Source organism: Bradyrhizobium sp. USDA 4369 (assembly GCF_054056435.1).
Genome location: NZ_JBSRYH010000001.1, coordinates 1,073,311 through 1,094,286, shown reverse-complemented (window position 1 = coordinate 1,094,286; position 20,976 = coordinate 1,073,311). Strand labels below are relative to the sequence as shown.

Genomic DNA, 20,976 nt, shown 5'->3' with positions numbered 1-20,976 from the left:
ACTCACTTCTAGCTACGGCTGGCCGGAACGCATCACGCGTGCCGGTATGGTTCCCGGATCAGGATCGGGCCGTTGACCACCGCCGCCGCGCAGTGAAACGCCTCGGCCGGCGGGACTCACTGCCCTCTTTCTGAGCCGCACCAAGTCGCCCAGCCCGGCTGGGCGACTTGATTTGTCGTGGGTCAATAGCGGGTCGGCGCCGGCACCGCGGTCCGGTTGGCCGGAACGGTGACGGGCTGGTAGGAGAACACATCGTGGCTGCGCGGATCGACGGTGACCTTGAGCCAACGGACGTCGTTGTTGCCGTTGCCCTGATTGTCGCCGAAGGTCTCGACGCGAACGAAGTTCTCGAGCCTCTGCCCCGCGCTGTTGAGGAACGGCTGATCGATGCGGAAGTAATGCGAGTCGCCGTGGACATAGGCCACCGGCTTGCGGAACGCCTCGACCTCGGTGCGCAGCGCAGTCAAGAAGCTCGCGAAGCCGTCGGGCTGGCCGTCGGTCTCGGCGAGGGTCTTCGGATCGCGCAACGGCGCGCGCGTGGAGTCGGACAGATCCCAGCCGGGATCGGCCTGGGAAATGAACATCACCGCGGCCGAATTGCGCTTCTTGGCTTCCGCGAAGGTCTGCTGCATCCAGAGAATCACGGCCGCATTGCGTGCGTTGTACTCGTCCGGATCGGGATTCGTGTCGCAGAGATTGTTGCAGGAGCCCTGCACGTTGAGCGTCGCGTAGGTCACGCGTCCGACCGTCCAGCGACGATTCTCGACACAGCCGACCTTGGTGCCGTTGGCACCGAGGCACAGCGCATCGGTCTGCACCTCCTGGCGCAGCCTGCGCTGGCCGAGCGAGAACGGCGTCGAGAAGAACACCTTGCGCTCATAGTCGAGCCGCTCGCGCGAGTTGAAGCCGCCATTGGACGGCCGATCGCAATCGACCCAGTCGTTGTCGCCCGGTGTGAACATGGCCGGCGCTTCCAGGCTGTTCAAGAAAGCGAGCGCTTGGGCATAGAGGCCGGCGTCACAGGCTGAATTCGAGCCCTGCTTGAGATCGCCGTCGTGAACGGTGAATTTCAGCCGGTGCGCGTTCATGTCGGCGACCAGGTTCGGTACGCCCACCGTGGCCTGCAGCGTGGAATAGGGCAGGTCGCCCCAAAGCCCGATCGTGTAGCTGTCGTCGTCGTCGCGCTCGTGGTAATCATGGCCGTAGTAGTCATGGTCGCGCTCGTAGTAGTCATGCGCGAGGCTAGGCGTCGCTGCGGCGAACGACAACAGTGAGGCCGCCACAGACAGCGTGAGCAGCTCGTGAAATGCGGATTTGAATAATGATCGACATGACATTTGGCAAGATCCCCCAAGACCTCGGTTATATCGCGCCGCTTGTGGGCAAGCGGCCCCGCAACGATGCGGAGCGTCGTTAACGAGGACGTGACAATCGGCTGACAATCAACTGACGGATCGATGATGGCGGCGGGCGCGTGGCGCCGCGGCGTCTCGACCGCGGACACGACGCAGAACCCGCCGCATCATCTGCGGCGGGTCTCGCGTGTCAGGATAGGTGCCGGAGCGGTCCGAACAATCAGCGGTCGTCGTCGCGATCGTCACCGTCGTGGTGGTGCCAATGGCCGTGGTGATGATGATCACCATCTTCGTCGGCGAAGACGAACAGATTCATCAGGTCGCCGATGGCCGGACGGTTCATCGGAACATATTGATAATCGTCGCGGTCATGGATCGGGTTCGGCAGCCGGTCACGGCTGACGGACGAGATCGTGGGCAGCCGCCAGTTCCGCTCGATGAACTTCAGCAGCGACACGTGATCGTAATAGGTATGGTCGACGTGCCCTTTCTTGGCCAGCGGCGAGACCAGGATGAAGGGAATGCGGGTGCCGTCGCCGAGGAAGTCCACCGGCTGAATATAGCCCGAATCGTAATATCCGCCGCCTTCGTCGGTGGTGATGAAGATCGCGGTCTTGGCCCAGAGCTGCGGGTTGGCCTTGACGCGGTTGATCAGGGCTTCCAGGAATTTCTCATAGAGGTCCGTGGTCGAATCCGCGGGATGACCTGCCAGCGCCTCGAACGGACGCAAGAACGACACCGCCGGCAGGGTGTTGTTCTGGATGTCCTTCACGAAGGCACCGTAGTTCTGCAGCTTGGCTTCCTCGGACGGCGTCTTCATGATCTTGTTGAAGCCGGTGAGGGGATCGCAAATGCCGCAATAAGAGTGGAACAGCAGCGGAACGCCATCGACGCTCTTGGCGAAGGTGGTGGCGTCGTCACCACGGTCGGCGCTGTAGTACTTCCAGGACACGCCCTTCGCCGTCATCACGTCGGCGATGGTCGGCGCGCTCTGCGGCGGCAGCACGAACTTGTCCGAGCCGAGCGCGTTCGGCTTGGCGCTCGTCTGATTCCAGTACATGCTGTAATTGTTGACCAGGTAATAATGGTTCGGCGCGCAATTGTTGTGATAGACGCCGTTCTTGAACAGCTGCTCGTTGATGGCGGCGACGCCCGGCGCGCTCGGGTCGGAGCAGTTGACGTAGGAGCCGCCGCTGTAGCCGTCCTGCTTGTAGTAGTTGTTGGTCCCGTGAACCGGATCCGGATTCTCGATCTGGTTGGCGTAGGGCACCGCAGGGGCGCCGTTCAGCGTCTCCGGATTGGTGAAGAAGGCTGCATGTCCGGTCACCAGGGCCTGGAAGTTGGCGCCGGTGCCGCCCATGATGGCCTGGTGATAATTGTCGCTGATCGCGTATTCGTCGGCGAGCTGCTTGAAGAACGGCGCATCACCGGGCTGGGCCTTGCCCGCGGCGTCGGTGAACGGGTTCATGTTGTAGAAGCCCATGGAAATCGCGCCTTCCATCGGGTTGAAGCCGCCCGCCGGATAGGGCTTGCCGTTCGAGCCGGTGCCGATGGTCTGCTCGACCCACACGAACTTGTCGTGCTTGCCGCCGTCGACGTCCTGCCACATCTGGAAGAAGCGGTGCACCGGATCTCCGGTGTAGGCGGCGTAGGGCACGTATTTCGAGATCTGATACGGTCCGTTGGGGAGATTGGCCGGAAAGCGCGTGTCGAGCACGTTCTGCGGCAGGCCGATTCCGTAGGTGGTGTAGGGCTGGGGCAATGTTGCGTAAGCGCCGGTGGAGGCCGTCTCCGCCGTGTAACGCACTTCGTCGCGGCCGATGCGCTGCGCGGCCTTCTTGAAGTGCCGGCCCGGGGAGCCGTCCTCCTTCACGATGCCCTTGCTGAGCAGATTGTCGATGCTCTGTCCAGATTTCGGCTTGTAGGTGCCGAACAGATTGTCAAAGGTATGGTTCTCGCCGACGATGATGATGACGTGCTCGATCGGCGTAGTGGTCGCCGTGCCGGCGAAGGCCGAGGCGATGCTGGTCGTCGTGAAGACGGCAGTGGTCGCAAGCGCAAGCGCTCTGGACCGCGTGACTGTTCTGGTCATGAAAATCTCCGGACGGAGTGGGATGCTGGCACGCACACTGGCGGGTGCGGCCTGCGACGATTTATCGCGGCAACAAATTGCAACGAGGTGTCGGTCTTGATGCGGTTTTGTGAAATGCCCAGAAATGCTGGGGCTTGCCGACACACGGCGACGCGAGTTTGTTTGTTCGCGCGGCGACCTACGCGCAGGCCAGATCCAGCGTCGGCGTCAACCGCGCTGTGTCTACGTAATGATTCGGGAGCGGCAGCTCAGAATTGGCCGGGCACCCAGCCCAACGCGAGCGCCTGACCTTGCGCGATCTGGCTGGTCGACATCTTCGAGGCGACGGCGTTGCGCAGGCGGAGGTAATAACTCCGCTGCGTCCGCCCGGCATTGCCGGCCGCGAGGTTGAGCCATTTGTAGGCGATCACCACGTCCTGCGGAACGCCGTGACCCTTGTCATACATCAGGCCGAGCATGGCCTGGCCGAACGGATTGCCGGCGGCCGCGGCCTGGCAATAGAGATCGCTGGCGACCTCATAGGCCTGCGGCGTGCCGAAGCCGTTCTCGTACATGAAGCCGAGCATCGCCTGCGCGCGCGGATCGCCGTGCAGAGCCAGGGGACTCAGCACGCGGACCGCGCGCACGAAATCGCCGCGCGCATAGGCGCTACGTGCGGCGCTGATCGTATCAGCGTGAGCGGAGGTGGACATCGTTGCGAGCAGCAGGGCCACGGCGGTCGCGGCCTTGATGCGACGTCGGACCGACGGCCGGGCCGGGTGGTCGAGGTGGTCAGCGGGTGGTGCGGACACGCAAATCATCCGTGATGCTGGCCCCGACCGATCCGCGGAGCTTGGAACGGAGTTCTTCGGCCACCTGATGAGCATCGCTGCCGTCGCGGATGATCTGCGGCCGGATGAAGATGATCAGCTCGGTCCGGGTGCCCTTCTTGTCCTGATGCGAGAACGTGTCGCCCAGGATCGGGATCTCGTCGAAGCCGGGAATGCCGTTGCGGTTTCCGTTCTGCTGCTCGCTGATCAGGCCCGCCAGCAGCACGGTCTGGCCGTTGGCGACCGAGATCGCGCTCTTGACTTTGCGTTGTGACACTGTCGGCGTGAGGCTCGCGGCGGTCTGTGCGGCGACGTTGCTGATCTCCTGCTCGACCTCGAGCCGGACATTGCCATTGGCGGCGATCCGCGGCACGACACGCAGGATGATACCGGTGTTGCGATAGTCGATGGTGTTCACGACAGTGTTGCTGGACGACAGCACCGTGGCGCTGCCGGTCGAGACCGGCACGACATCGCCGACCTGCAGGGTGGCCGCCTGATTGTTGATCACGACCAGCGACGGGTTGGAGAGCACCTTCACGCTGGTCACCGTATGCAGCGCATCGAGGATCATGTTGGGTGATGCCTCGTGCCCGATCAGGAAGTTGAAGCCGGGCAGCGCGCGGTTGATCAGGGCCGAGGTGGCCGCCGCGGTCGTCGCCGTCGCCACCGAGGTCGCCTGGGTGTTGGTGATCGAGCCCTTGTCGGTGCCGAGACCGAGCACCTTGCTCGACAGATACGCCTGCACGCCGTAGGATAATTCGTTGGTCAGCGTCACCTCGGCGATGGTCGCGTCGATGCCGACCTGCAGCACCGGCTGATCGAGCTGCTGCAGTGTGCTGGAGATGGTGCGATAGCTCTCGCGATCGGCATAGATCAGCAGCGAGTTGTTGACGGTATCTGGCGTGATGCGGACGTTCGGCATCAGCGCCTGGCCGCCGCTGCCGCCGGAGCGGGGTTCTAGCCCGCTCGCCGACGGCGTGCTGCTGGACGCGGACGACGCGCCAGAGGACTGCATCCCGGACAGGCCGCCGGCGCCCTGCAGCCGGCTCGATGTCGTCGCACCGCCGTTGGCTGATCCCGCTGCGTTGGTGTTGAAGGACAGCCGATCGGCAACCGATGTCGTCGTCCCATCCGAGCCCGGCGCCGCCTGATTGTCGGTGCTGTCGGTGGACGAGGAGCTGGCGCCTCCGAACATGTCGGTGAGAACCTTGGCCAGCTGGCGCGCATCGCCGTAGCGGATGCGGTAGACGTGGACGCTGGTGCGCCCGGAATCGGCCTGGTCGAGCCGACGGATCCAGGTCGCTGCGGTCTGCAGCAGCGCCGGCTTGCGCGTCACCACCATGATGGCGTTGAGCCGGCTGACGACCTGCAGCTTCACCAGATTCTGGCTCAGCCCGTTCTCGCCCGTATCCATAATCTTTTCCAGCTCGGCGACGAGCGGCTCGGGCGCCGAATTGCTGACTGGAAAGACGCCGACCGACTGGCCGCGCATCCAATCGACGTCGAAGCTCAGTGCGGTCTCGATCGCCGAGCGCCGCTCGGCGCCGGTGCCCTGGATCAGCAGCAGGTTCCGCGTGGAGTCGGCGCGCACGCTGCCGGCGCGGGTCGCGAAGCTGTCCATCAGCTTGAGGATCGTCTGTGCGCCGACATATTGAAGCGGCACCACCGACACGCCGTAGCCGGGCTCGGCGCGACCAGCTTCGCCGTCGACGCGGCCGGCCCCGATGGCATCGCCGAGCGGCGTCAGCTTGTAGCCGCCGCCCTCGCGGACCAGCACGACGCCCGACAGGCGCAGCGCACTTTCCAGCACGAACAGAATGTCGGATTTCGGCACCGGCCGGGCGGAGACCAGGCTCACGCTGCCCTGGACGCGCGGATCGATCGAATAGCCGGCGCCGAGAATGTCGCCGATCACGACCTTCGCGACCAGCGCGATCGGCGTGTTCTCGAAATTGAGATCGTAGCCCTTGCCATCAGCCGCCGGCTGCGGTCTGACCTCGGCGACCTCCTGAACCACGGTCCCCTGATAGGTCCGCGCGCTCGCGCGTTCGACCTCGGGGCGGCTCTGGAGCGACCCGACCGGTCGCTCATCGCGCGGCAAGATATCGAGCGAGCGGACCTTGTCGATCACGTCGACATCAGCCGGCGCGCTGGCCTGAGAATTCAGCGTCGCCATGTTGCAGGAGGCGAGCAGGACGGTGCCTGCGAGCAGCAAACCATGCCGGACAACCGCAGCGGACTGGCTTCGATTGCCGATGCAAAACATGGACTTGCCGACCTACTCATGTGGACTGGCCGCAACATGATGCTGCTGCGGGAGACTGTGCGGCCTGCATAGCGGTCCAATGTGACACTTATGTATATTTGGCGGGAGCTGTGGAGTTTTGCGCAACTTGTGTGTCGGAAATGTCGGCGCGCTTCGCATTCGTACAACCGTCATGTTCGCGATCAATAACAGCGGCAGCCATTTGTAGTGTGCCGAGACAACATGCCGGCACGGGCGCTCCCCGGATCTCGCCATGAGCGGTACGCTGTCGACCCAGTTTCAGGCCTATCTTCGTCAGCGGCATCCGCAGCGTTCGGGCGAGCCTGCCGGCGACACGCAGCTTGCGCTGTGGGATCGGTTCGGCCTGTCGGCCGAGGCCTTTGCCGAGGAGGCTGTGCAGTTTACCGGGCTCGATCGCGCATCCTTGCGCGAGCTGATGGCGGCGACGCCCGCGGTAAGCGAATTCTCGGACCGCTTCCTGCGCGAAGTGCTCAGCTATCCCTACCGGAGCTCCGAGGGCACGGCCAGTTTTGCCATGGCCGATCCGACCGATCAGGCGGTGCGGCGGGCCGCCGAACTGGTGCTGGGCCCTGACATTATATTCAAAGTCGCGTCGCACGAGGACATCGCGGTCGTGCTCGACCAGCGGCTGGCCGCTGGAGAGGAAGCCGACATCTCGCCGGTCCAGGACCTGCGCGACGACGACATCGAAAGCCTGCGGGATTTGGCGAGCGGCGCGCCGGTGGTGCGGGCGGTCAACGATCTCATCGAGAAGGCCGTGGAAATGCGCGCGAGCGACATCCACATTGAGCCGTTCTCGACCGGGCTCGTTGTCAGGCTCCGCGTCGACGGGCTGTTGCGTCCGATCACAGCGCCGGCGGGCGTGCTGCCGCAGGCCGTGATCTCCCGCATCAAGATCGTCGCCGGCCTGAACATTGCAGAGCGGCGATTGCCACAGGACGGCGCCGCGCGCATTCGCGCCGGCCGTGCGGAGATCGACGTCCGCGTCGCGATCATGCCGACGCAGCATGGTGAGACCGCGGTGCTCCGCATCTTGCCCAAGGATCGCTCGCAGCTCGTCGCGAGCCGTCTCGGCCTGTCCCAGCGCGATGACGCCGCGCTCCGCCGCCTGATCGCGCTGCCGCACGGCATGATCGTGATCACCGGACCGACCGGCAGCGGCAAGACAACGACGCTGGCTACCATCCTGTCGATGCTCAACACGCCGGAGCGCAAGATCCTCACCGTCGAGGATCCGGTGGAATATGAGATCCCCGGCATCAACCAGTCGCAGATCAAGCCGGCGATCGGGCTGACCTTCGCCACCGCGCTGCGCTCCTTCGTCCGGCAAGACCCCGACGTCATCATGGTCGGCGAGATCCGAGACAACGAGACCGCGCATGTCGCGGTTCACGCCGCGCTGACCGGCCATCTCGTGCTGACGACGTTGCATACCGAGACCGCGGCGGCGGCGGTGCCGCGGCTGCTCGATCTCGGCGTCGAGGGCTATCTGCTGCGATCGACATTGCGCGCCGTCATCGCGCAGCGGCTGGTGCGCCAGCTTTGCGATCATTGCAAGATCGCCAAGCCGCTCGACGAGGAGACGTGTCGGAACGATCCGCGCTTCGGCCATTTGGGTCTCGCGGCCGGGGATGTGACATGGCATCCGGTCGGCTGCGATCGATGCGGCCAGAGCGGTTACCGCGGACGCGTCGGTGTGTTCGAGCTGCTCGAACTGACGAGCAGCCTGCGCGAGCTGATCGCCGACAGTGCCGATGGCTTGGCGATTGATCGGCTGGCGATGCGGGAGGGCATGACGACGATGCTCGACGACGGCGTCGCCAAGTGCCGCGCCGGCGTTACTTCGACCTCCGAGCTGTTTCGTGTCCTCGTCGCGCGCTGAGGTGGACCGTGCCAAGCTACCGCTATCGCGCATTGACTCAGTCCGGCGAGATCGTCGTGGGATCCCTCGTGGCGCCGTCGCGCAGCGAGGTCGAACGGCGCATCTCATATCTTCAGCTGCTGCCGATCGAGACGATCGAGGAGAAGACGTCGGGCGCGGGAGCCGCGTCCGGATTCGCCTTCGGCGGGCCGTCAGCCGCCGAAGTCACCACCTTCACGCGGGACCTGGCGCTGCTTCTCAAGGCGGGCGCGCGGCTCGACGATGCGCTGGAGCTTCTGTCGAGCGATTCAGAGGTCGGTCGCCTGCGCCCGGTGGTGGCTCGCCTGCGAACGGCCATCATGGCCGGTGAGAGCTTCGCCGACGCTGCGGCCGCGCAGCCGCGCCTGTTTTCGCCGATGTATGTCGCGCTGATGCGCGTGGGCGAAGCGTCGGGCACGCTCGATCACGTGCTGACGGCGCTCGCCGGCGAACGCGAGCGCTCCGAGGCGACTCGGCGCAAGCTGACCGACGCGATGCAATACCCCGCTTTCGTTTTTCTGGCGGCGATCGGCGTGATGCTGTTCTTCCTCGTGGCCGTGCTGCCGAATTTCTCTGCGGTGCTGCGCGATTTCGGCGGTCGCGCCGATACGGCGCTCGGCTTCTTCATGTGGCTGTCCGACATCGTGCGGGCCAATGCGGCGGTGATCACGCTCGGCTGCGCGGTGCTGATCGCTGCCGTCTGGTGGCTTCTGCGCCAGCCTGCGGTTCGCGCCGGACTGACCAGCGCGCTGGCGGTGATGCCCGGCATCGGCGACATCCTGATGTTCTATCGGACCAGCCTGTTCTGCCGCAATCTCGGCCTGCTGCTCGGCTGCGGCGTCACGCTCAGCGCGGCATTGCGTATTCTGGTCGACGTGATGGCGGTGACGTCGTCACGAGCGCCGTGGTCGGCCGCGGCGGACCGCGTGCGCCATGGCGGCAAGCTGTCCCAGGCGCTGTCCGCCGACAACATGCTGCCGCCGATGGCGCTGCGCATGCTGCGCCTCGGCGAGGAGACTGGCCAGTTGCCGACGCTCTCGACCCGCATCGCCGAGTTCTATGAATCCAAGCTGCAGCGTGGGCTCGACCGCGTCGTCGGGATCGTCGGTCCTGCCGCCATCCTGCTGATCAGCGTCGTCGTCGGCGGCTTGATCGTCTCGATCATGACGGCGCTGCTCTCCGTCACGCAACTCGTCGGCTGACTTGTATCAAGGAGAATGACATGAGCTCGAACGTGCAGGCCCAGCAGGCCACAAGGTCCGGACGCGAGACCGAGCGCGGTTTCACGCTGGTCGAGATGCTGGTGGTGATCACCATCATCGGGCTGATCATGGGGCTGATCGGTCCGCGTGTTCTGAACTATCTCAGCGAATCCAAGACCAAGGCGGCGCGGATCCAGCTGCAGAGCTTCTCGGCGGCGCTCGATCTGTTCTATCTTGATGTGGGCCGCTATCCCTCGACCTCGGAAGGTCTTGCGGCATTGGCGCAGCGGCCGCCGGGGATCGGCACCTGGAACGGTCCCTATCTCAAGGGCGGGGCGGTGCCGAAGGATCCGTGGAATACGGCCTATGTCTACCGCGCGCCGGGCGACCATGGGCCGTTCGACATTCTTTCGTATGGCGCGGACGGCCAGGAAGGCGGCAGCGGCACCGCCGCCGACATCGTGCTGGGAACGCAGACGAGCGCGCGAAGTGAGTGACGGCAGTCAACGTGGATTTACGCTGCTCGAGATGGTCTGCGTGCTCGCGATCGTCGCGCTGCTGGCGTCCGTCGCATGGCCCTATGTGCCGCGGCAGACGTCGCGGCCGCGGCTGCAGGCCTATGCTCTGCAGGCGGTGACGCTGCTGAAATCCGATCGCGCCGCCTCGATGCGCAACGGCCTGCGGGTCGATACGCGGCTGGACACGTCGCGCCGGCTGATCAGTTCCGGCAGCGGCGGTGCGGCGTTGAAGCTGCCGGACGACGTCGGCTTCCGGGCGACCTTGCCGCGCACTTGCCAGCAGCGGCCGGTGGTGGCGACGATCAGCTTCTTTCCCGACGGCCTGTCCTGCGGCGGCGCGATCACCTTGTCGCGCGCCGATCTGAGCCTCGAGATCCGGGTGAACTGGCTGACGGGGAGGGTCGACATTGTGTCGCGCGCGCTCGCAAATGGCTGATCACGACCAGGCCGGCTTTACGCTGATCGAGGTGCTCGTCGCGCTCGCCGTCGTCAGCGTGTCGATCGTCGCCATCGGGGCGGTCGTTGCGCGCAACGCCTACGCGGTCCGCAAATTCGAGCAGCATGTCACGCTGGTCAGCGATACGCGGCTGGCGCTGACGACGGCATTGGCGGATCGCGGCCGGCTGCAACCCGGCGTCGTTGATCAGCGTTCCGGGACAGGCTCGGTGGTGCTGAAGATCAATCCGCTCGGCGGCGATTGGGAGCAGCCCGCCGGACAGCAGGGCTGGGTTCCCGAAGCCGTGACGATGCGTGTGAAGACCGGCTCCGGCGCACTTGCCGAGGTGCAGACGGTCCGGCTCGTACGGATGGCCCGCTGATGAGTGCCAGATCCGACCGTGGAGATGAGACGGGGTTCGCGTTGATCGAGGCACTCGGCGCGCTGGCGATTGCCGGCATCGTGCTGTCGGCGGTGCTCGCTGTCACGTCGCAATGGCTGCCGTCCTGGAAGCGCGGGCTGGACCGCGTGCAACGCGCCGAGATGGTCGCTGCCGCGCTGCACCGGGTTGGTGATGATTTCGCCGCGGCCCAATTCGTGGCGCCCAATCGCGAACAGAAGGGGCCGCTGTTCATCGGGGAGGAATTCTCGGCGACGTTTGTTCGGTCCGAGGTTGGTCCCAATGCCGGGCACGGTCTTGACGTCGTACGCATCGGCGAGGAAGGGGACAGGAATGGCCGCGCTTTGCTGCGATCGCGCGCCGCGTTCGAGCCTACCCCGCTCGGGCAGGCCGTTGCCGCGTATTTTCGCTTCCGCGATCCGGTGACGCTGTTGTCGGCTCCGTTCCGGATGTCGTTCGCCTATGCCGACCGGACAATGGCCTGGACGCCGGAGTGGCATGATGCGAGCAAATTGCCGTTCGCGGTGCGTATGACGGTTTATGATGAGAGCCGCGGCGGTGGGCCCATCCTGGTCAGCGCTGTCCATATTCAGGTCGACACGCCAGGCGGCGGTTTCGCGAATGCAGAAGCAGGCGGCAGTTCCGGCCCGCCTCCGGCTGTGGCCCAGCCGCCGCAGCAGCCCGACAACAACTACAATAATGATGGGCTGATCGACTGATGCGCAGGCGGATTTACAGCGCTCGGCTTGTCGGCGGGCGCGGCGCACAGGATGGCTTCATCCTCGTCGCCGTACTGTGGATGCTTGCTGCCCTCGCGGCGCTCGTCGTGATCGTCTCGCAGCAATTGGGAAGCTCCGCGCGCTTGTTGCGGCTTGAGGACGGCGCCGTCCAGGCTGATGCGTTGACGTCGGCGGCGATCGAATTGTCAGCCTATCGCCTGATGCTCTCCAAGGAAGAGGAGCGGCCGAGGCAGGGCAGCTTCCGGCTCGCGCTCGCGGGCAACGACATCGCGGTGTCGTTCGTGAGCGAAGCCGCGCGCATCGACCTGAACACGGCGCCGGTCGAGATGCTCGAAACCCTGTTTGTGACGGTCGGCACCGAACGGGACGCCGCCAAGGACTATGCCGAGCGCGTGGTCGCGTGGCGCTCGAAGCCGTCGGACGCGGCGAAGGCGCAGGCCGAGGACGCGCGCTATGCCGCGGCCGGGCTTACCCGCACGCCGCGGCTGGCGCCCTTTGCCCATGTCGGCGAGCTCGCTTTGGTTCTCGGCATTCCCGCCGCGTTGGTCGAGCGCACGCTGCCATTCATCACCGTCTTCAACGGCTCTCCAGGAATCGATCCGACGATCGCCCCGCCGGAGGTGGTGGCCGCGCTGCCCGGAATGACACCGCTGATCCTGAAGGACTTCCTCAATGCGCGGGCATCGCTGATGCAGGACGCCGACGCCCTCGCCAAGACGCTCGGGCCGGCGGCCAAGGACGCCGCCAAGGGCAAGAGCAAGGCCTATCGGCTCAGCATCCTGGTCGAACCGGCAGGCGGGCTGCGGCATGCCGCGACCGCTGTCATCATTCCGGGCGAAGGTGAGGAGCCATATCGACTGCTCGCACGGCAGGACGCAGGACCGCAACCGAGAGGCGCGCGACAGGCGCGGCTGACGCCATGAAGCTGACAGAGACGATCGAGCAAGGATTGACGGCGTGGACGGCGAGCGTGGCCCTCGCGGTCGAGGCGGTCGCCGATCGCCAGCTCAGCAGGGGACGGGTTGTCGTCCATTATCATCGGCCGGACGATGTGGTCTTGACGCAGCAGGCGCCGTCGCGGGGAAAGCCGGCCTTGCCGCCGGCCACGATCAATCCCGCAGCCGTGGCGACGCGCTTTGCGCTCTCGCCAGAATGGTTGCGGGCGCTGCGCGGCTGCGCGCTCGAGGTCCATGTCGCCGCGGACAACCTCCTGGTTCGCCCACTCGACTTTCCCAAGCAGGCGGAGCCATTTCTGGACGGGATGATCCGGACGCAGATCGCAAGGTTGACGCCGTGGACCATCGATCAGGTCGTGTACGGCTTCGGCACGGCGCCGGCGGCCGCAAATGATCGGATCGCGGTGACGCTGATTGCCGCGCCGCGCGTATTGATCCACCCGCTGCTAGCTTTCGCGGAGGAGGTCGGCGCGGCCAAGATCGCAGTGGTCGCGGAGGATGGTGCAGGCGATGGTGCGCCGATCCAGGTCTACAAGGCGTCTCTGCGCTCTGCGCTCGGAGGCGGCCGAGATCTTGGACGCGTGCTCAAGATCGGCTGGCTGTCGGTCGCCGCGACGACCGCCGTACTGCTGATCGCCACCACATTCGTGGGTGGATATCTCGATGGTGAGCTCGACGATGCCCAGGCCCAAATGGCACGGCTGCGCACCGCCCTGCGGCCCGCGATCGGAAGCGCTGCCGCCGACGGCCTGCTCGCCAAGCGCAAGCAGACCAGCCCAGCCAGCGTGATCGTGCTCGAGACGCTGTCCAAGATCCTGCCGGACGACACCTACGTGCTCGAAATGCACGTCGAGAATGATCGCCTGCAGATTTCAGGCATGACCCAGGATGCGCCCGCCCTGATCCGCCTGATCGAGCAGTCACCGCAATTCAGCCGAGCGACCTTCTACGCGCCGACCACCCGGACGGCGGGGGAGGCCGGCGAGCGCTTCCACATCGAGGCACGCATCAACCCCTATTTCGGAGATCGGGCATGAACTGGTCTGCCCCGCTGCGCCGGATCTTCCTGGACTCGCCGGCCACGGCCGCCATCCTCTACGCCGTCAGCCTGGTCGCGCTGCTCTGGCTCGGCGCTGCAGCCGTCGTCGATCTGCTCGCCAAGCGTGAGCAGCTCACTGATAATTACGCGCAGTTGGCGCAGTTTGCGGGACGCAAGAAAACGGGCAGTGCCGCGGATGCCGGCGCCGCCGTGTCGCCCGGCGGATCCGTGTTCGTCGAGGGGCGGACGGTCACCATTGCTGGCGCGGCGCTGGTCCAGCGCCTCACCGAGGCGGTCACCAAGGTCGGCGGCAGCGTGCTGTCGACGCAGGTCGACCTGCCGGCGGCGCGCGCAAGCACGAGCGCCATCAGCGTCGTCGCCAGTTGCGAGCTCGAACAGCCGGCGCTGCAACAACTGCTCTATGATATCGAAGCCGGACTGCCGTTCCTGTTCGTTGATCAGCTGCATGTGCAGCAGCCGCTCGCGGCTGCGGCCAGCGAGAGCGGACGGCTGCGGGTGCTCGTGACCGTGTCCGGGCAATGGCAAGGAAAATCGTGATGCGCGCGCCGGTCAGCTCTCTCGCCGTCGCCTTGGCCGTTGCGTGCATGGCCATCGGCTGTCTTGGCCCTGCGTGGGGCGATGAAGCGGAAGGTCTCGAACCGACTGCAGCGTTGAACGCTGCGCGCATCGACGGCAAGGTCGGACAGGCGGCCGCCGATCCGGAGCGCGCCGTCGTGGCACCACAAGCGATCTCGCTGGCGACAAGCGCCAATCCGCTGTGGGAGGTCCCGATTGGTGCGCTGTCGGCGACGCGCGAGCGGCCGATCTTCTCGGCTTCGCGCCGGGCGCCTCCGCCGATTGCCGCGCCGGTGATGGTCATGCGTGCGGCGCCGCCGCCTCCGCCGCCGGAGCCGGAACGGCCGAACCTGCAGCTCGTCGGCACGGTGATCGGTGACGAGGAAAGTTTTGGCATTTTCGTCGATCCATCCTCGCAAGTACCGCTGCGCCTGCGGATCGGGGCTGCGCATGAAGGGTGGCGGCTCGAGGCGCTGAAGCCGCGCGAGGCCGTGCTGCGGAAGGATGGTGAAACGGTGATCCTGCCGATGCCGCAACTGGGACAGAGCGCAGACGACGAGAGCGATCCGGTCCCTGCGCCGCCATCGGCGCGCGCGCGCATGGCGCGGCGGTCGCGCTGAGCTGTCTTCGGCCTCTACGCCGGAAGCACCAGGTCGCTGCCAATGGCCTGCAGCGCGAGCACGGCGAGAAGCCCGATGACGAGAAAGGGGCCGAACGGCAGCGCGGTGTGGCCGGTCAAGCGCCGCCCCATGACGAAGAGAATGAGTACGCCCGCAAGCGCCGTCATCGTCGCGACCAGGAGCAGGATCGGGAGGCCGGAGAGGCCGGTCCAGAGCGTTGCGGCCATCAGAAACTTGACGTCACCGAGACCCAATCCCTGCCGATCGCGGACCATCGCATACAGCCGCCGTAGCAGCAGCAGGACAATGCCCACGGCGAGGGCCGCGGCGCCCTCCCACAGCGCCGATGATGGATCATCGCCCGCCGCCATTCGAACCAGCCCGCTGATGGCGATGATCGCATTCATCCAGTCGGGCAGCAGGCCGCTGCGCAGATCGGTCCAGATCAGGCCGGCGCAGGTCACAAGCAGTGCGGCGATGCAGAGATTGTCGATGGCGCTGGTCAAGCGGTCCCGGCGGAATTCAAGGCTGTGAAGGCGGCAGCATAGACGTGCTCAGGTGGCGAGCGATAGTCCCGCCATCATCAGACCGATCGCGGCCAGCCAGCCGCCGATCGCGCGGACCGCGATCCCCCGCCAGCTGGACACCGGCTCGGTCTCAGGCCGCCGGAACGCGAGCACGAGGGCCATGATGAGCGTGATGGCGACATAGCCGGCGCTGGCGAGCCCGGCTGCGTAGAGCACACGATCCGTCTGCGGCACGAGCTCGCCGGCATTGGCGGCGCCGCGCATCACGCCAAGGACAAAGGCGAGCATGCACAGCAGCGCCACCGGAATGCGCAGGGCGGCGGCGAGCAAAAGTCCGATGACCAGGATTGTCGCGGCATCGACGATCGGCGGGGTGGGAGCCAGGCCCGCTGCCACTGCGAGTGCAAGCCCGAGACACAGGCCGAGCGGAAACACCGCGACCAGCCATCGTCCGCTCGCGGCCCCGAGCGATCCGGCCAGCAGTCCGAGCGCCGCCCAGGCCACGACGTCCTGCAAGGTGAGCAGGGGATGCAATGCTCCGGCATAGAAGTCGCCGAGCCGTGCCGAGACAATGTGCGCGTCGGCGATCTGCACCTGCGTCAATAGCAGCAGCGCAGCCATAAGCGACGTTCTTAGGCGCGCGCTCATGCCGCGACTCCCAGGCTCGTGACCAGGAAATAGCCACCGAGCGCGGCAATGGCGGCTCCGACGCCCTGGATGACGCGTTCGCCACCCGGCCAGCGGGCGAGAGCGCCGATCGTGATGCCGAAGGCATGAAGCAGGCCGGTGGCGACGACGAAGCCACAACCATAGGCCAGGGGATTTGCCGCGGAGGGGAGCTCGGCGCCATGCGCATGACCGTGGAAGATGGCGAACACTGCAACGACCGCCGCGGCCAGCACGAACGGGGCCCGGACGCGCAGAGCGACCGCCAGTCCGAGCACCAGTGCCGAGAGCGCGATCACCAGCTCGGGAACGGGCAGTCCGATCTTGAGGATGCCAGCCACGGCGCCGAGCGCCATCACCAGCGGAAAGACGATCGGCAGCACCCAGATCGCGGCGCCGCCGAGTTGCGCGCCCCAGATGCCGACGGCGACCATCGCAACGAGATGGTCCAGCCCGGTCAGGGGATGCAGCAGTCCGGCGGCCAGCCCGCCACCGACGCCGGTCTGCTCGTGAGCAAAACCTGGGCTCGCCGTCAGCACCGACAGCAACAGCACGCCGCAAGCGGAGTGCAGGAGTTTACGCCGCATCATCTTTGCTCCATCCGCGTCATGCCAGCGCCAGCACCCGCACCAGACGGCCCAGGAACCAGAACATCGATACGGAGCCGATCGCATAGGCGGGAAGCTCGACGCCCCAGCTCGGCAGCACCGCGCCAAGCCGCCGATGCGCCCAGATCAGCGCCAGCACCAGCAGGACGAACAGGATCTGGCCGATTTCCACACCGACATTGAAGAAGAGCAGGGCTGCTGGGAGGATGCGTCGCTCCAGCCCGAGGCCGGCGAGGGCGCTCGCGAAGCCGATGCCGTGCACGAGGCCGAAGCTGAAGGCCACGGCCCAGGGATAGCGTGCGGTGAGGCCGATCTCGCCGCGCTGTTGTTTGACGATCTCGACGCCGACGAACACGATGCTGAGCGCAATGCAGGCGTTGAGTGGTCCCTCGGGCACGCCGATCCAGCCGAATGCCGTCGCAGCGAGCGACGCGCTGTGCCCGATCGTGAAGGCGGTGATCGTCTTGAGCAGCCGCCAGCCGCCTTGCACGATCCAGATCAGGCCGAGCACGAACAGCAGGTGGTCGGCGCCGAGCAGAATGTGATCGATGCCGAGATTGACATAGGTCTTGCCGAGCTCCAGCCAAGTGTCCAGCGTGGGCGCGTCAGTGCCGAGCACCGTCACCACCGGATTGGCCGCCGAGATCGTGTAGCTGCGCGTCTCGCCGTTCAGGGACGTCACGCGGATGATCGCGGCCGACATGTCCTCGCCAAGATTGGCGATGGTCATCTGCCCCACCAGCCCCTTGTCGCCGCAATTGAGCTCCGGCAGGCGCAGCAAGCAATGCGCCGGCATCTTGAGCTCGATGCGGTTGGCGCCGTCTTTCGGTAGGGTGGTCCAGCGTCCGATGAACGCGCCGGGGCGCATCTCGCGGAATTCGAGCACGCCGAGCGTTGCCTGATGCGCCGTCGCGGGGCGCGAATGCAGCAGCGCGGCGAGTGCGAGCAGAACGACCTGCAGGACGCGCCAGCCGGTCACGGCTCGTACCTGATCGTGTAGTTGGCCTTGAGCCGGCTCACCGCCTCCCACGCCTGCTTGCGCGTTTCCTCGGTGTGCCAGATCTTGGCGGCGTCGTCGCGGAGGTCCTCGAATTTCGCCGGCGCGCCAGGGGTGCGCGCGTCGAGGCGCACGACATGCCAGCCGTCCTTGGACTGCAACACGGTCCATTGCTGCGTCGGCAGCTTGAGCAGGCCATCGCCGAACTGGTCGCCGAAGGCGGCGGAGAGGCTGGGCACGGGGCGGTCGAGGATCGCCCGCGTCTGGTCGCGCAGCTCTTCCGACTCGCGCTGCTCGCGGATGTCGTCGAGGTGTCGCTTGGCCGTCGCTTCGTCGCTCGGCGGGGTGATCAGAAAGCTGACGCGCTCGGGCTCATCGAAGCGGGCGTGGTTCTCGGCGAACCAGGCGCGCAACTGCTCCTCGCTCGGCTTCGGCACGCGGACCTGGTCGAAGATCAGATATTGCAGCTTGAATGCGACACGGTCGCGGATCATCTCGTCGCCGCGGTCGACACCGAGCGCCTTGCCTTCGCGGTAGAGGATCTCGCTGGCCACCCAGGCCTCGACCATCTTCTGCAACTCGGCGTCGCTCGGGGTACGCTGCTTGTCCTCGTCGAACGTGTCAATGAAGGACTGGCGCAGCGCCTTGGTGACGGTGATGACCTTCTCGTCCTTGGCCGGCGGATGCAGAATGGCATCGGCTGCGAAGATCAGACCGCCGAGCACGAGGAAATGCAGCAGCGGCTCCGTGGCCAAAGCGCGCAAGGCTGCGCCCCAGCTTCGTGCCGGCGCGGGTAACGCGCTATGGCCGTCTCGCGGATTGGCGTGGACAGAGGCGCCTTCGAAGGTCTGCGCCGCATTCGACATGGCAGGAGCTGACATACGCTTTTTGAAATGACGACAGCGCTCGACGCGCGGCGCGTATATGCAACGCCCCACGCGCGATTGTCACGGTGCAATCAGTCGTGTCACAAAAAATTCGCAAGAGCCGTGACGGGCTTCGTTGGTGGGGGCAAGGCGCACGATAAATAAAACCTTCAACAAACTGTCTCCGAGTTTTGGTTTGGTCGCGCCACGAATGACGATGCGCATCGTGCATGCGTTGGGGGATTCGTGTTTGAAATCTCATTGAACGTCCAGGGGCGACGAAATGGTTCCATCTGCCAAAAAGATCTTGTTGACAGCGGCCTCGGTGTCGCTGGCGCTCTCGCAGAGCGCCGATGCCGGCGAACGCTGGGGCGAATATTGGGGTGAGCCGAAAGCGAAAATGAATCCGTATGTCGCCGGCGACATGCACAATCACAACACCTGCACCGACGGTTCGGTGGCCGCCGGCTATTCGATCGATCGTTCGGTCGGCAAGGGCACCGCGGCGGCTGGTGGCAAGAACTTCGACCTCGACTGGTTCACGCTCGGCAACCACGGCGGCTCGGGCAACCGCGACTGCCGCTTCAGCGACGCCAGCGCCAATATCCCGGGTGACAACACCACCACCTATTGGAGCCAGACGCTCGGCAAGACGATCGACGGCATCACCATCACCAAGCTGAAGGGCACGCCGAACGGCACCGACACCAACGCCAAGATGTGGCGCTGGCAGTCGATCCAGGAAATCGAGTACCCGACCATCGTCAGCCGCACCGCGACGTATAATAAGGTGCTGGTCGAAGGTCTGGAGTGGATCCTGCCCGGTCACGAGCATGGCGACGTCGCCGTGATCGCCGGCCAGAACCCGCGTGGCTACGGCAATGCCGACAAGATGGCCGAGTTCGAATATCGCTTCGACCGCGCCGACACCGACGCGATCGGTCCGGTCGACGCCAGCAACAATCCGCTCTGGTCGGGCAAGGACAACGTCAACAATTCCGGCACGGCCGGCCACCAGAAGGCCGTTGCCGGTATCACCTGGCTGCAGGCCAACCACCCGCTGCAGTCCTACGCCATCCCCACCCACACCGAGCGTCAGGGTCCGTTCAACCCGAGCGGCACCGCGGGCTACAACATCGAGCACTTCCGCGACTTCAACAATGCCGGCCCGACGGTGGCGTTCGGCATCGAGGCGCCGGGCCACATGGCCGAGGGCGGCATCAATGGCGGTTCGGGCTCCTATACGGCGAATGCCGTCGGCGGCGGCACCTACGGCATGCATGGTGTCTATACCGCCAAGGTCGGCGGTCTGTGGGATGGTCTGCTCGGCGAAGGCCGCAACGTGTTCGTGTTCCAGAGCTCGGACTGGCACAGCCGCGGCGTCTACGGTGCACGCGACGCCAGCACCACGGCGGACTTCATCCCCGGCGAATACACCCGTCTCTACGTGCCGAACGAGAAGCACTTCACGCAGCAGTCGATCATCGACGGCATGCGCTCGGGCAACTCGTACTCGGTCAATGCCCAGATCATCGGCTCCGACATGGTGTTCCGCGCCAGGGGTGAGTGGGATGACGAGTGGAAGACAATGGGCGAGACGCTGCGGGTCTGGCCCGGCGAGAAGGTCGTCCTCGAGATGGAAATGACCGTCCCGGTCGCCAATAACAGCCCCTACAGCTTCAACAACCCGCTGCTGCTGCCCGTCGGCATCAAGCAGCCGTTGAACAAGCCCTATCTCGACCACGTCGATCTGATCACCGGTGACGTCACCGGTCCGATCGCGCCGGGGGCTGCGGGCTATGCGGTGGCCAATGCGGCCGGTGTTGCCGGCGCGGCCATCGTCTACAATGCGTCGGCCAAGATCGCCAAGCAGGTCCAGGCCACCAAGATGAAGAGCCACAAGCTGAAGGACGGTTCGGTTCGCCTCAGCTTCACGACCTCCTTCGTCGCCAGCGAGAAGCCGTTCTACATCCGCGCCCGCGGTACCAACATTCCGCCGGCCACGCCGAACGTCTCCGACAGCGCCGGCAACCCGCTGCTCGACCTCAACAACGTCAATGTCAGCTGCACCGACGCGGCGTGCCCGTCGCATCTCGGAACGGTCAATGGCGTGAAGAGGGTGACCAACGACGTGCAGGCCTGGTCGAATGTCTGGTTCTATGCGAACCCGATCTTCGTCCGTCCGCATGGTACGCCGAAGTTGCTGGTTGAAAAGAACCATGAGCTGGCGCGCAAGCTGACGCATGAGCATCACCACTGGCACGATTGGGATCAGTGGGGCCAGTGGGGGCAGTGGGATTACTGGGCGTTCAACCGCGATTTCGACCGCGACTAAGCGCTCCTGATCGACCGGGCGGCCGAGAACGGTCGGGCCCGGTC

The 20,976-nt window shown here is 65.6% G+C and carries 21 protein-coding genes; 11 read left to right on the top strand and 10 right to left on the bottom strand.

Going from position 1 to position 20,976, the window contains the following annotated elements; genetic code table 11:
* Positions 1-182: 182 nt before the first annotated feature.
* The 4 genes from ACVIJ6_RS05140 to gspD form a co-directional block, all read right to left on the bottom strand.
* Positions 183-1,337 carry a hypothetical protein gene (locus ACVIJ6_RS05140; RefSeq protein WP_456771771.1) on the bottom strand — a complete coding sequence of 385 codons (1,155 nt, stop codon included), beginning with the start codon at positions 1,335-1,337 and terminating at the stop codon, positions 183-185.
* Between the two features lie 238 nt (positions 1,338-1,575).
* The gene (locus ACVIJ6_RS05135) at positions 1,576-3,447 is read right to left on the bottom strand and encodes an alkaline phosphatase family protein (protein ID WP_456771770.1); all 1,872 of its coding nucleotides are present in this window, start codon (positions 3,445-3,447) and stop codon (positions 1,576-1,578) included.
* Between the two features lie 248 nt (positions 3,448-3,695).
* Positions 3,696-4,247, bottom strand: a complete 552-nt coding sequence (locus tag ACVIJ6_RS05130) for a tetratricopeptide repeat protein (RefSeq protein WP_456771769.1) — start codon at positions 4,245-4,247, stop codon at positions 3,696-3,698.
* On the bottom strand, positions 4,219-6,525 hold the full coding sequence (gene gspD, locus ACVIJ6_RS05125; protein WP_456771768.1) for a type II secretion system secretin GspD: 2,307 nt from the start codon (positions 6,523-6,525) through the stop codon (positions 4,219-4,221). The genes ACVIJ6_RS05130 and gspD overlap by 29 nt, the downstream gene beginning before the upstream one ends.
* Before the next feature lie 253 nt (positions 6,526-6,778).
* Between gspD and ACVIJ6_RS05120 the strand changes: the two genes are divergently transcribed.
* The 10 genes from ACVIJ6_RS05120 to ACVIJ6_RS05075 are packed head-to-tail and all read left to right on the top strand — an operon-like array spanning position 6,779 to position 14,933.
* A complete protein-coding gene (locus tag ACVIJ6_RS05120) occupies positions 6,779-8,428 on the top strand; it encodes a GspE/PulE family protein (protein ID WP_456771767.1) in 1,650 nt (549 codons plus the stop codon).
* Between the two features lie 8 nt (positions 8,429-8,436).
* Positions 8,437-9,648: a type II secretion system F family protein gene (locus tag ACVIJ6_RS05115; protein WP_456771766.1), complete on the top strand. Its 1,212-nt coding sequence runs from the start codon at positions 8,437-8,439 to the stop codon at positions 9,646-9,648.
* A 20-nt stretch (positions 9,649-9,668) separates the two neighbouring features.
* Positions 9,669-10,145, top strand: a complete 477-nt coding sequence (gene gspG / locus ACVIJ6_RS05110) for a type II secretion system major pseudopilin GspG (protein ID WP_456771765.1) — start codon at positions 9,669-9,671, stop codon at positions 10,143-10,145.
* Positions 10,138-10,602: a pilus assembly FimT family protein gene (locus ACVIJ6_RS05105; RefSeq protein WP_456771764.1), complete on the top strand. Its 465-nt coding sequence runs from the start codon at positions 10,138-10,140 to the stop codon at positions 10,600-10,602. Before gspG ends, ACVIJ6_RS05105 begins: the two co-directional genes overlap by 8 nt.
* Positions 10,595-10,984: a prepilin-type N-terminal cleavage/methylation domain-containing protein gene (locus ACVIJ6_RS05100; RefSeq protein ID WP_456771763.1), complete on the top strand. Its 390-nt coding sequence runs from the start codon at positions 10,595-10,597 to the stop codon at positions 10,982-10,984. Before ACVIJ6_RS05105 ends, ACVIJ6_RS05100 begins: the two co-directional genes overlap by 8 nt.
* Complete coding sequence (locus tag ACVIJ6_RS05095; RefSeq protein ID WP_456771762.1) at positions 10,984-11,721, top strand: PulJ/GspJ family protein; 738 nt, start codon at positions 10,984-10,986, stop codon at positions 11,719-11,721. The genes ACVIJ6_RS05100 and ACVIJ6_RS05095 overlap by 1 nt, the downstream gene beginning before the upstream one ends.
* A complete protein-coding gene (locus ACVIJ6_RS05090) occupies positions 11,721-12,665 on the top strand; it encodes a general secretion pathway protein GspK (protein WP_456771761.1) in 945 nt (314 codons plus the stop codon). Before ACVIJ6_RS05095 ends, ACVIJ6_RS05090 begins: the two co-directional genes overlap by 1 nt.
* Positions 12,662-13,735 carry a PilN domain-containing protein gene (locus ACVIJ6_RS05085; protein ID WP_456771760.1) on the top strand — a complete coding sequence of 358 codons (1,074 nt, stop codon included), beginning with the start codon at positions 12,662-12,664 and terminating at the stop codon, positions 13,733-13,735. Before ACVIJ6_RS05090 ends, ACVIJ6_RS05085 begins: the two co-directional genes overlap by 4 nt.
* Positions 13,732-14,295, top strand: a complete 564-nt coding sequence (gene gspM / locus ACVIJ6_RS05080) for a type II secretion system protein GspM (RefSeq protein ID WP_456771759.1) — start codon at positions 13,732-13,734, stop codon at positions 14,293-14,295. The genes ACVIJ6_RS05085 and gspM overlap by 4 nt, the downstream gene beginning before the upstream one ends.
* Complete coding sequence (locus ACVIJ6_RS05075; RefSeq protein ID WP_456771758.1) at positions 14,295-14,933, top strand: hypothetical protein; 639 nt, start codon at positions 14,295-14,297, stop codon at positions 14,931-14,933. Before gspM ends, ACVIJ6_RS05075 begins: the two co-directional genes overlap by 1 nt.
* Positions 14,934-14,947: 14 nt before the next feature.
* Here the strand turns inward: ACVIJ6_RS05075 and ACVIJ6_RS05070 are convergent, their stop codons facing one another.
* The 6 genes from ACVIJ6_RS05070 to ACVIJ6_RS05045 form a co-directional block, all read right to left on the bottom strand.
* Positions 14,948-15,439 (bottom strand): prepilin peptidase, encoded by a 492-nt coding sequence (locus ACVIJ6_RS05070; RefSeq protein ID WP_456771757.1) that lies wholly within the window; start codon positions 15,437-15,439, stop codon positions 14,948-14,950.
* A 48-nt stretch (positions 15,440-15,487) separates the two neighbouring features.
* Entirely contained in the window at positions 15,488-16,108 is a 621-nt protein-coding gene (locus tag ACVIJ6_RS05065; RefSeq protein WP_456771756.1) for a HupE/UreJ family protein, read from the bottom strand.
* Positions 16,105-16,716, bottom strand: coding sequence for a HupE/UreJ family protein (locus ACVIJ6_RS05060; RefSeq protein WP_456771755.1), 612 nt, complete (start codon positions 16,714-16,716; stop codon positions 16,105-16,107). The genes ACVIJ6_RS05065 and ACVIJ6_RS05060 overlap by 4 nt, the downstream gene beginning before the upstream one ends.
* A 16-nt stretch (positions 16,717-16,732) precedes the next feature.
* Complete coding sequence (locus ACVIJ6_RS05055; protein ID WP_456771754.1) at positions 16,733-17,713, bottom strand: HupE/UreJ family protein; 981 nt, start codon at positions 17,711-17,713, stop codon at positions 16,733-16,735.
* Positions 17,710-18,612, bottom strand: a complete 903-nt coding sequence (locus tag ACVIJ6_RS05050) for a peptidylprolyl isomerase (RefSeq protein ID WP_456771753.1) — start codon at positions 18,610-18,612, stop codon at positions 17,710-17,712. The genes ACVIJ6_RS05055 and ACVIJ6_RS05050 overlap by 4 nt, the downstream gene beginning before the upstream one ends.
* Before the next feature lie 66 nt (positions 18,613-18,678).
* Entirely contained in the window at positions 18,679-18,822 is a 144-nt protein-coding gene (locus tag ACVIJ6_RS05045; protein ID WP_456771752.1) for a hypothetical protein, read from the bottom strand.
* Positions 18,823-18,880: 58 nt separating this feature from the next.
* Between ACVIJ6_RS05045 and ACVIJ6_RS05040 the strand changes: the two genes are divergently transcribed.
* Positions 18,881-20,932, top strand: coding sequence for a hypothetical protein (locus ACVIJ6_RS05040; protein WP_456771751.1), 2,052 nt, complete (start codon positions 18,881-18,883; stop codon positions 20,930-20,932).
* Positions 20,933-20,976: the final 44 nt, after the last annotated feature.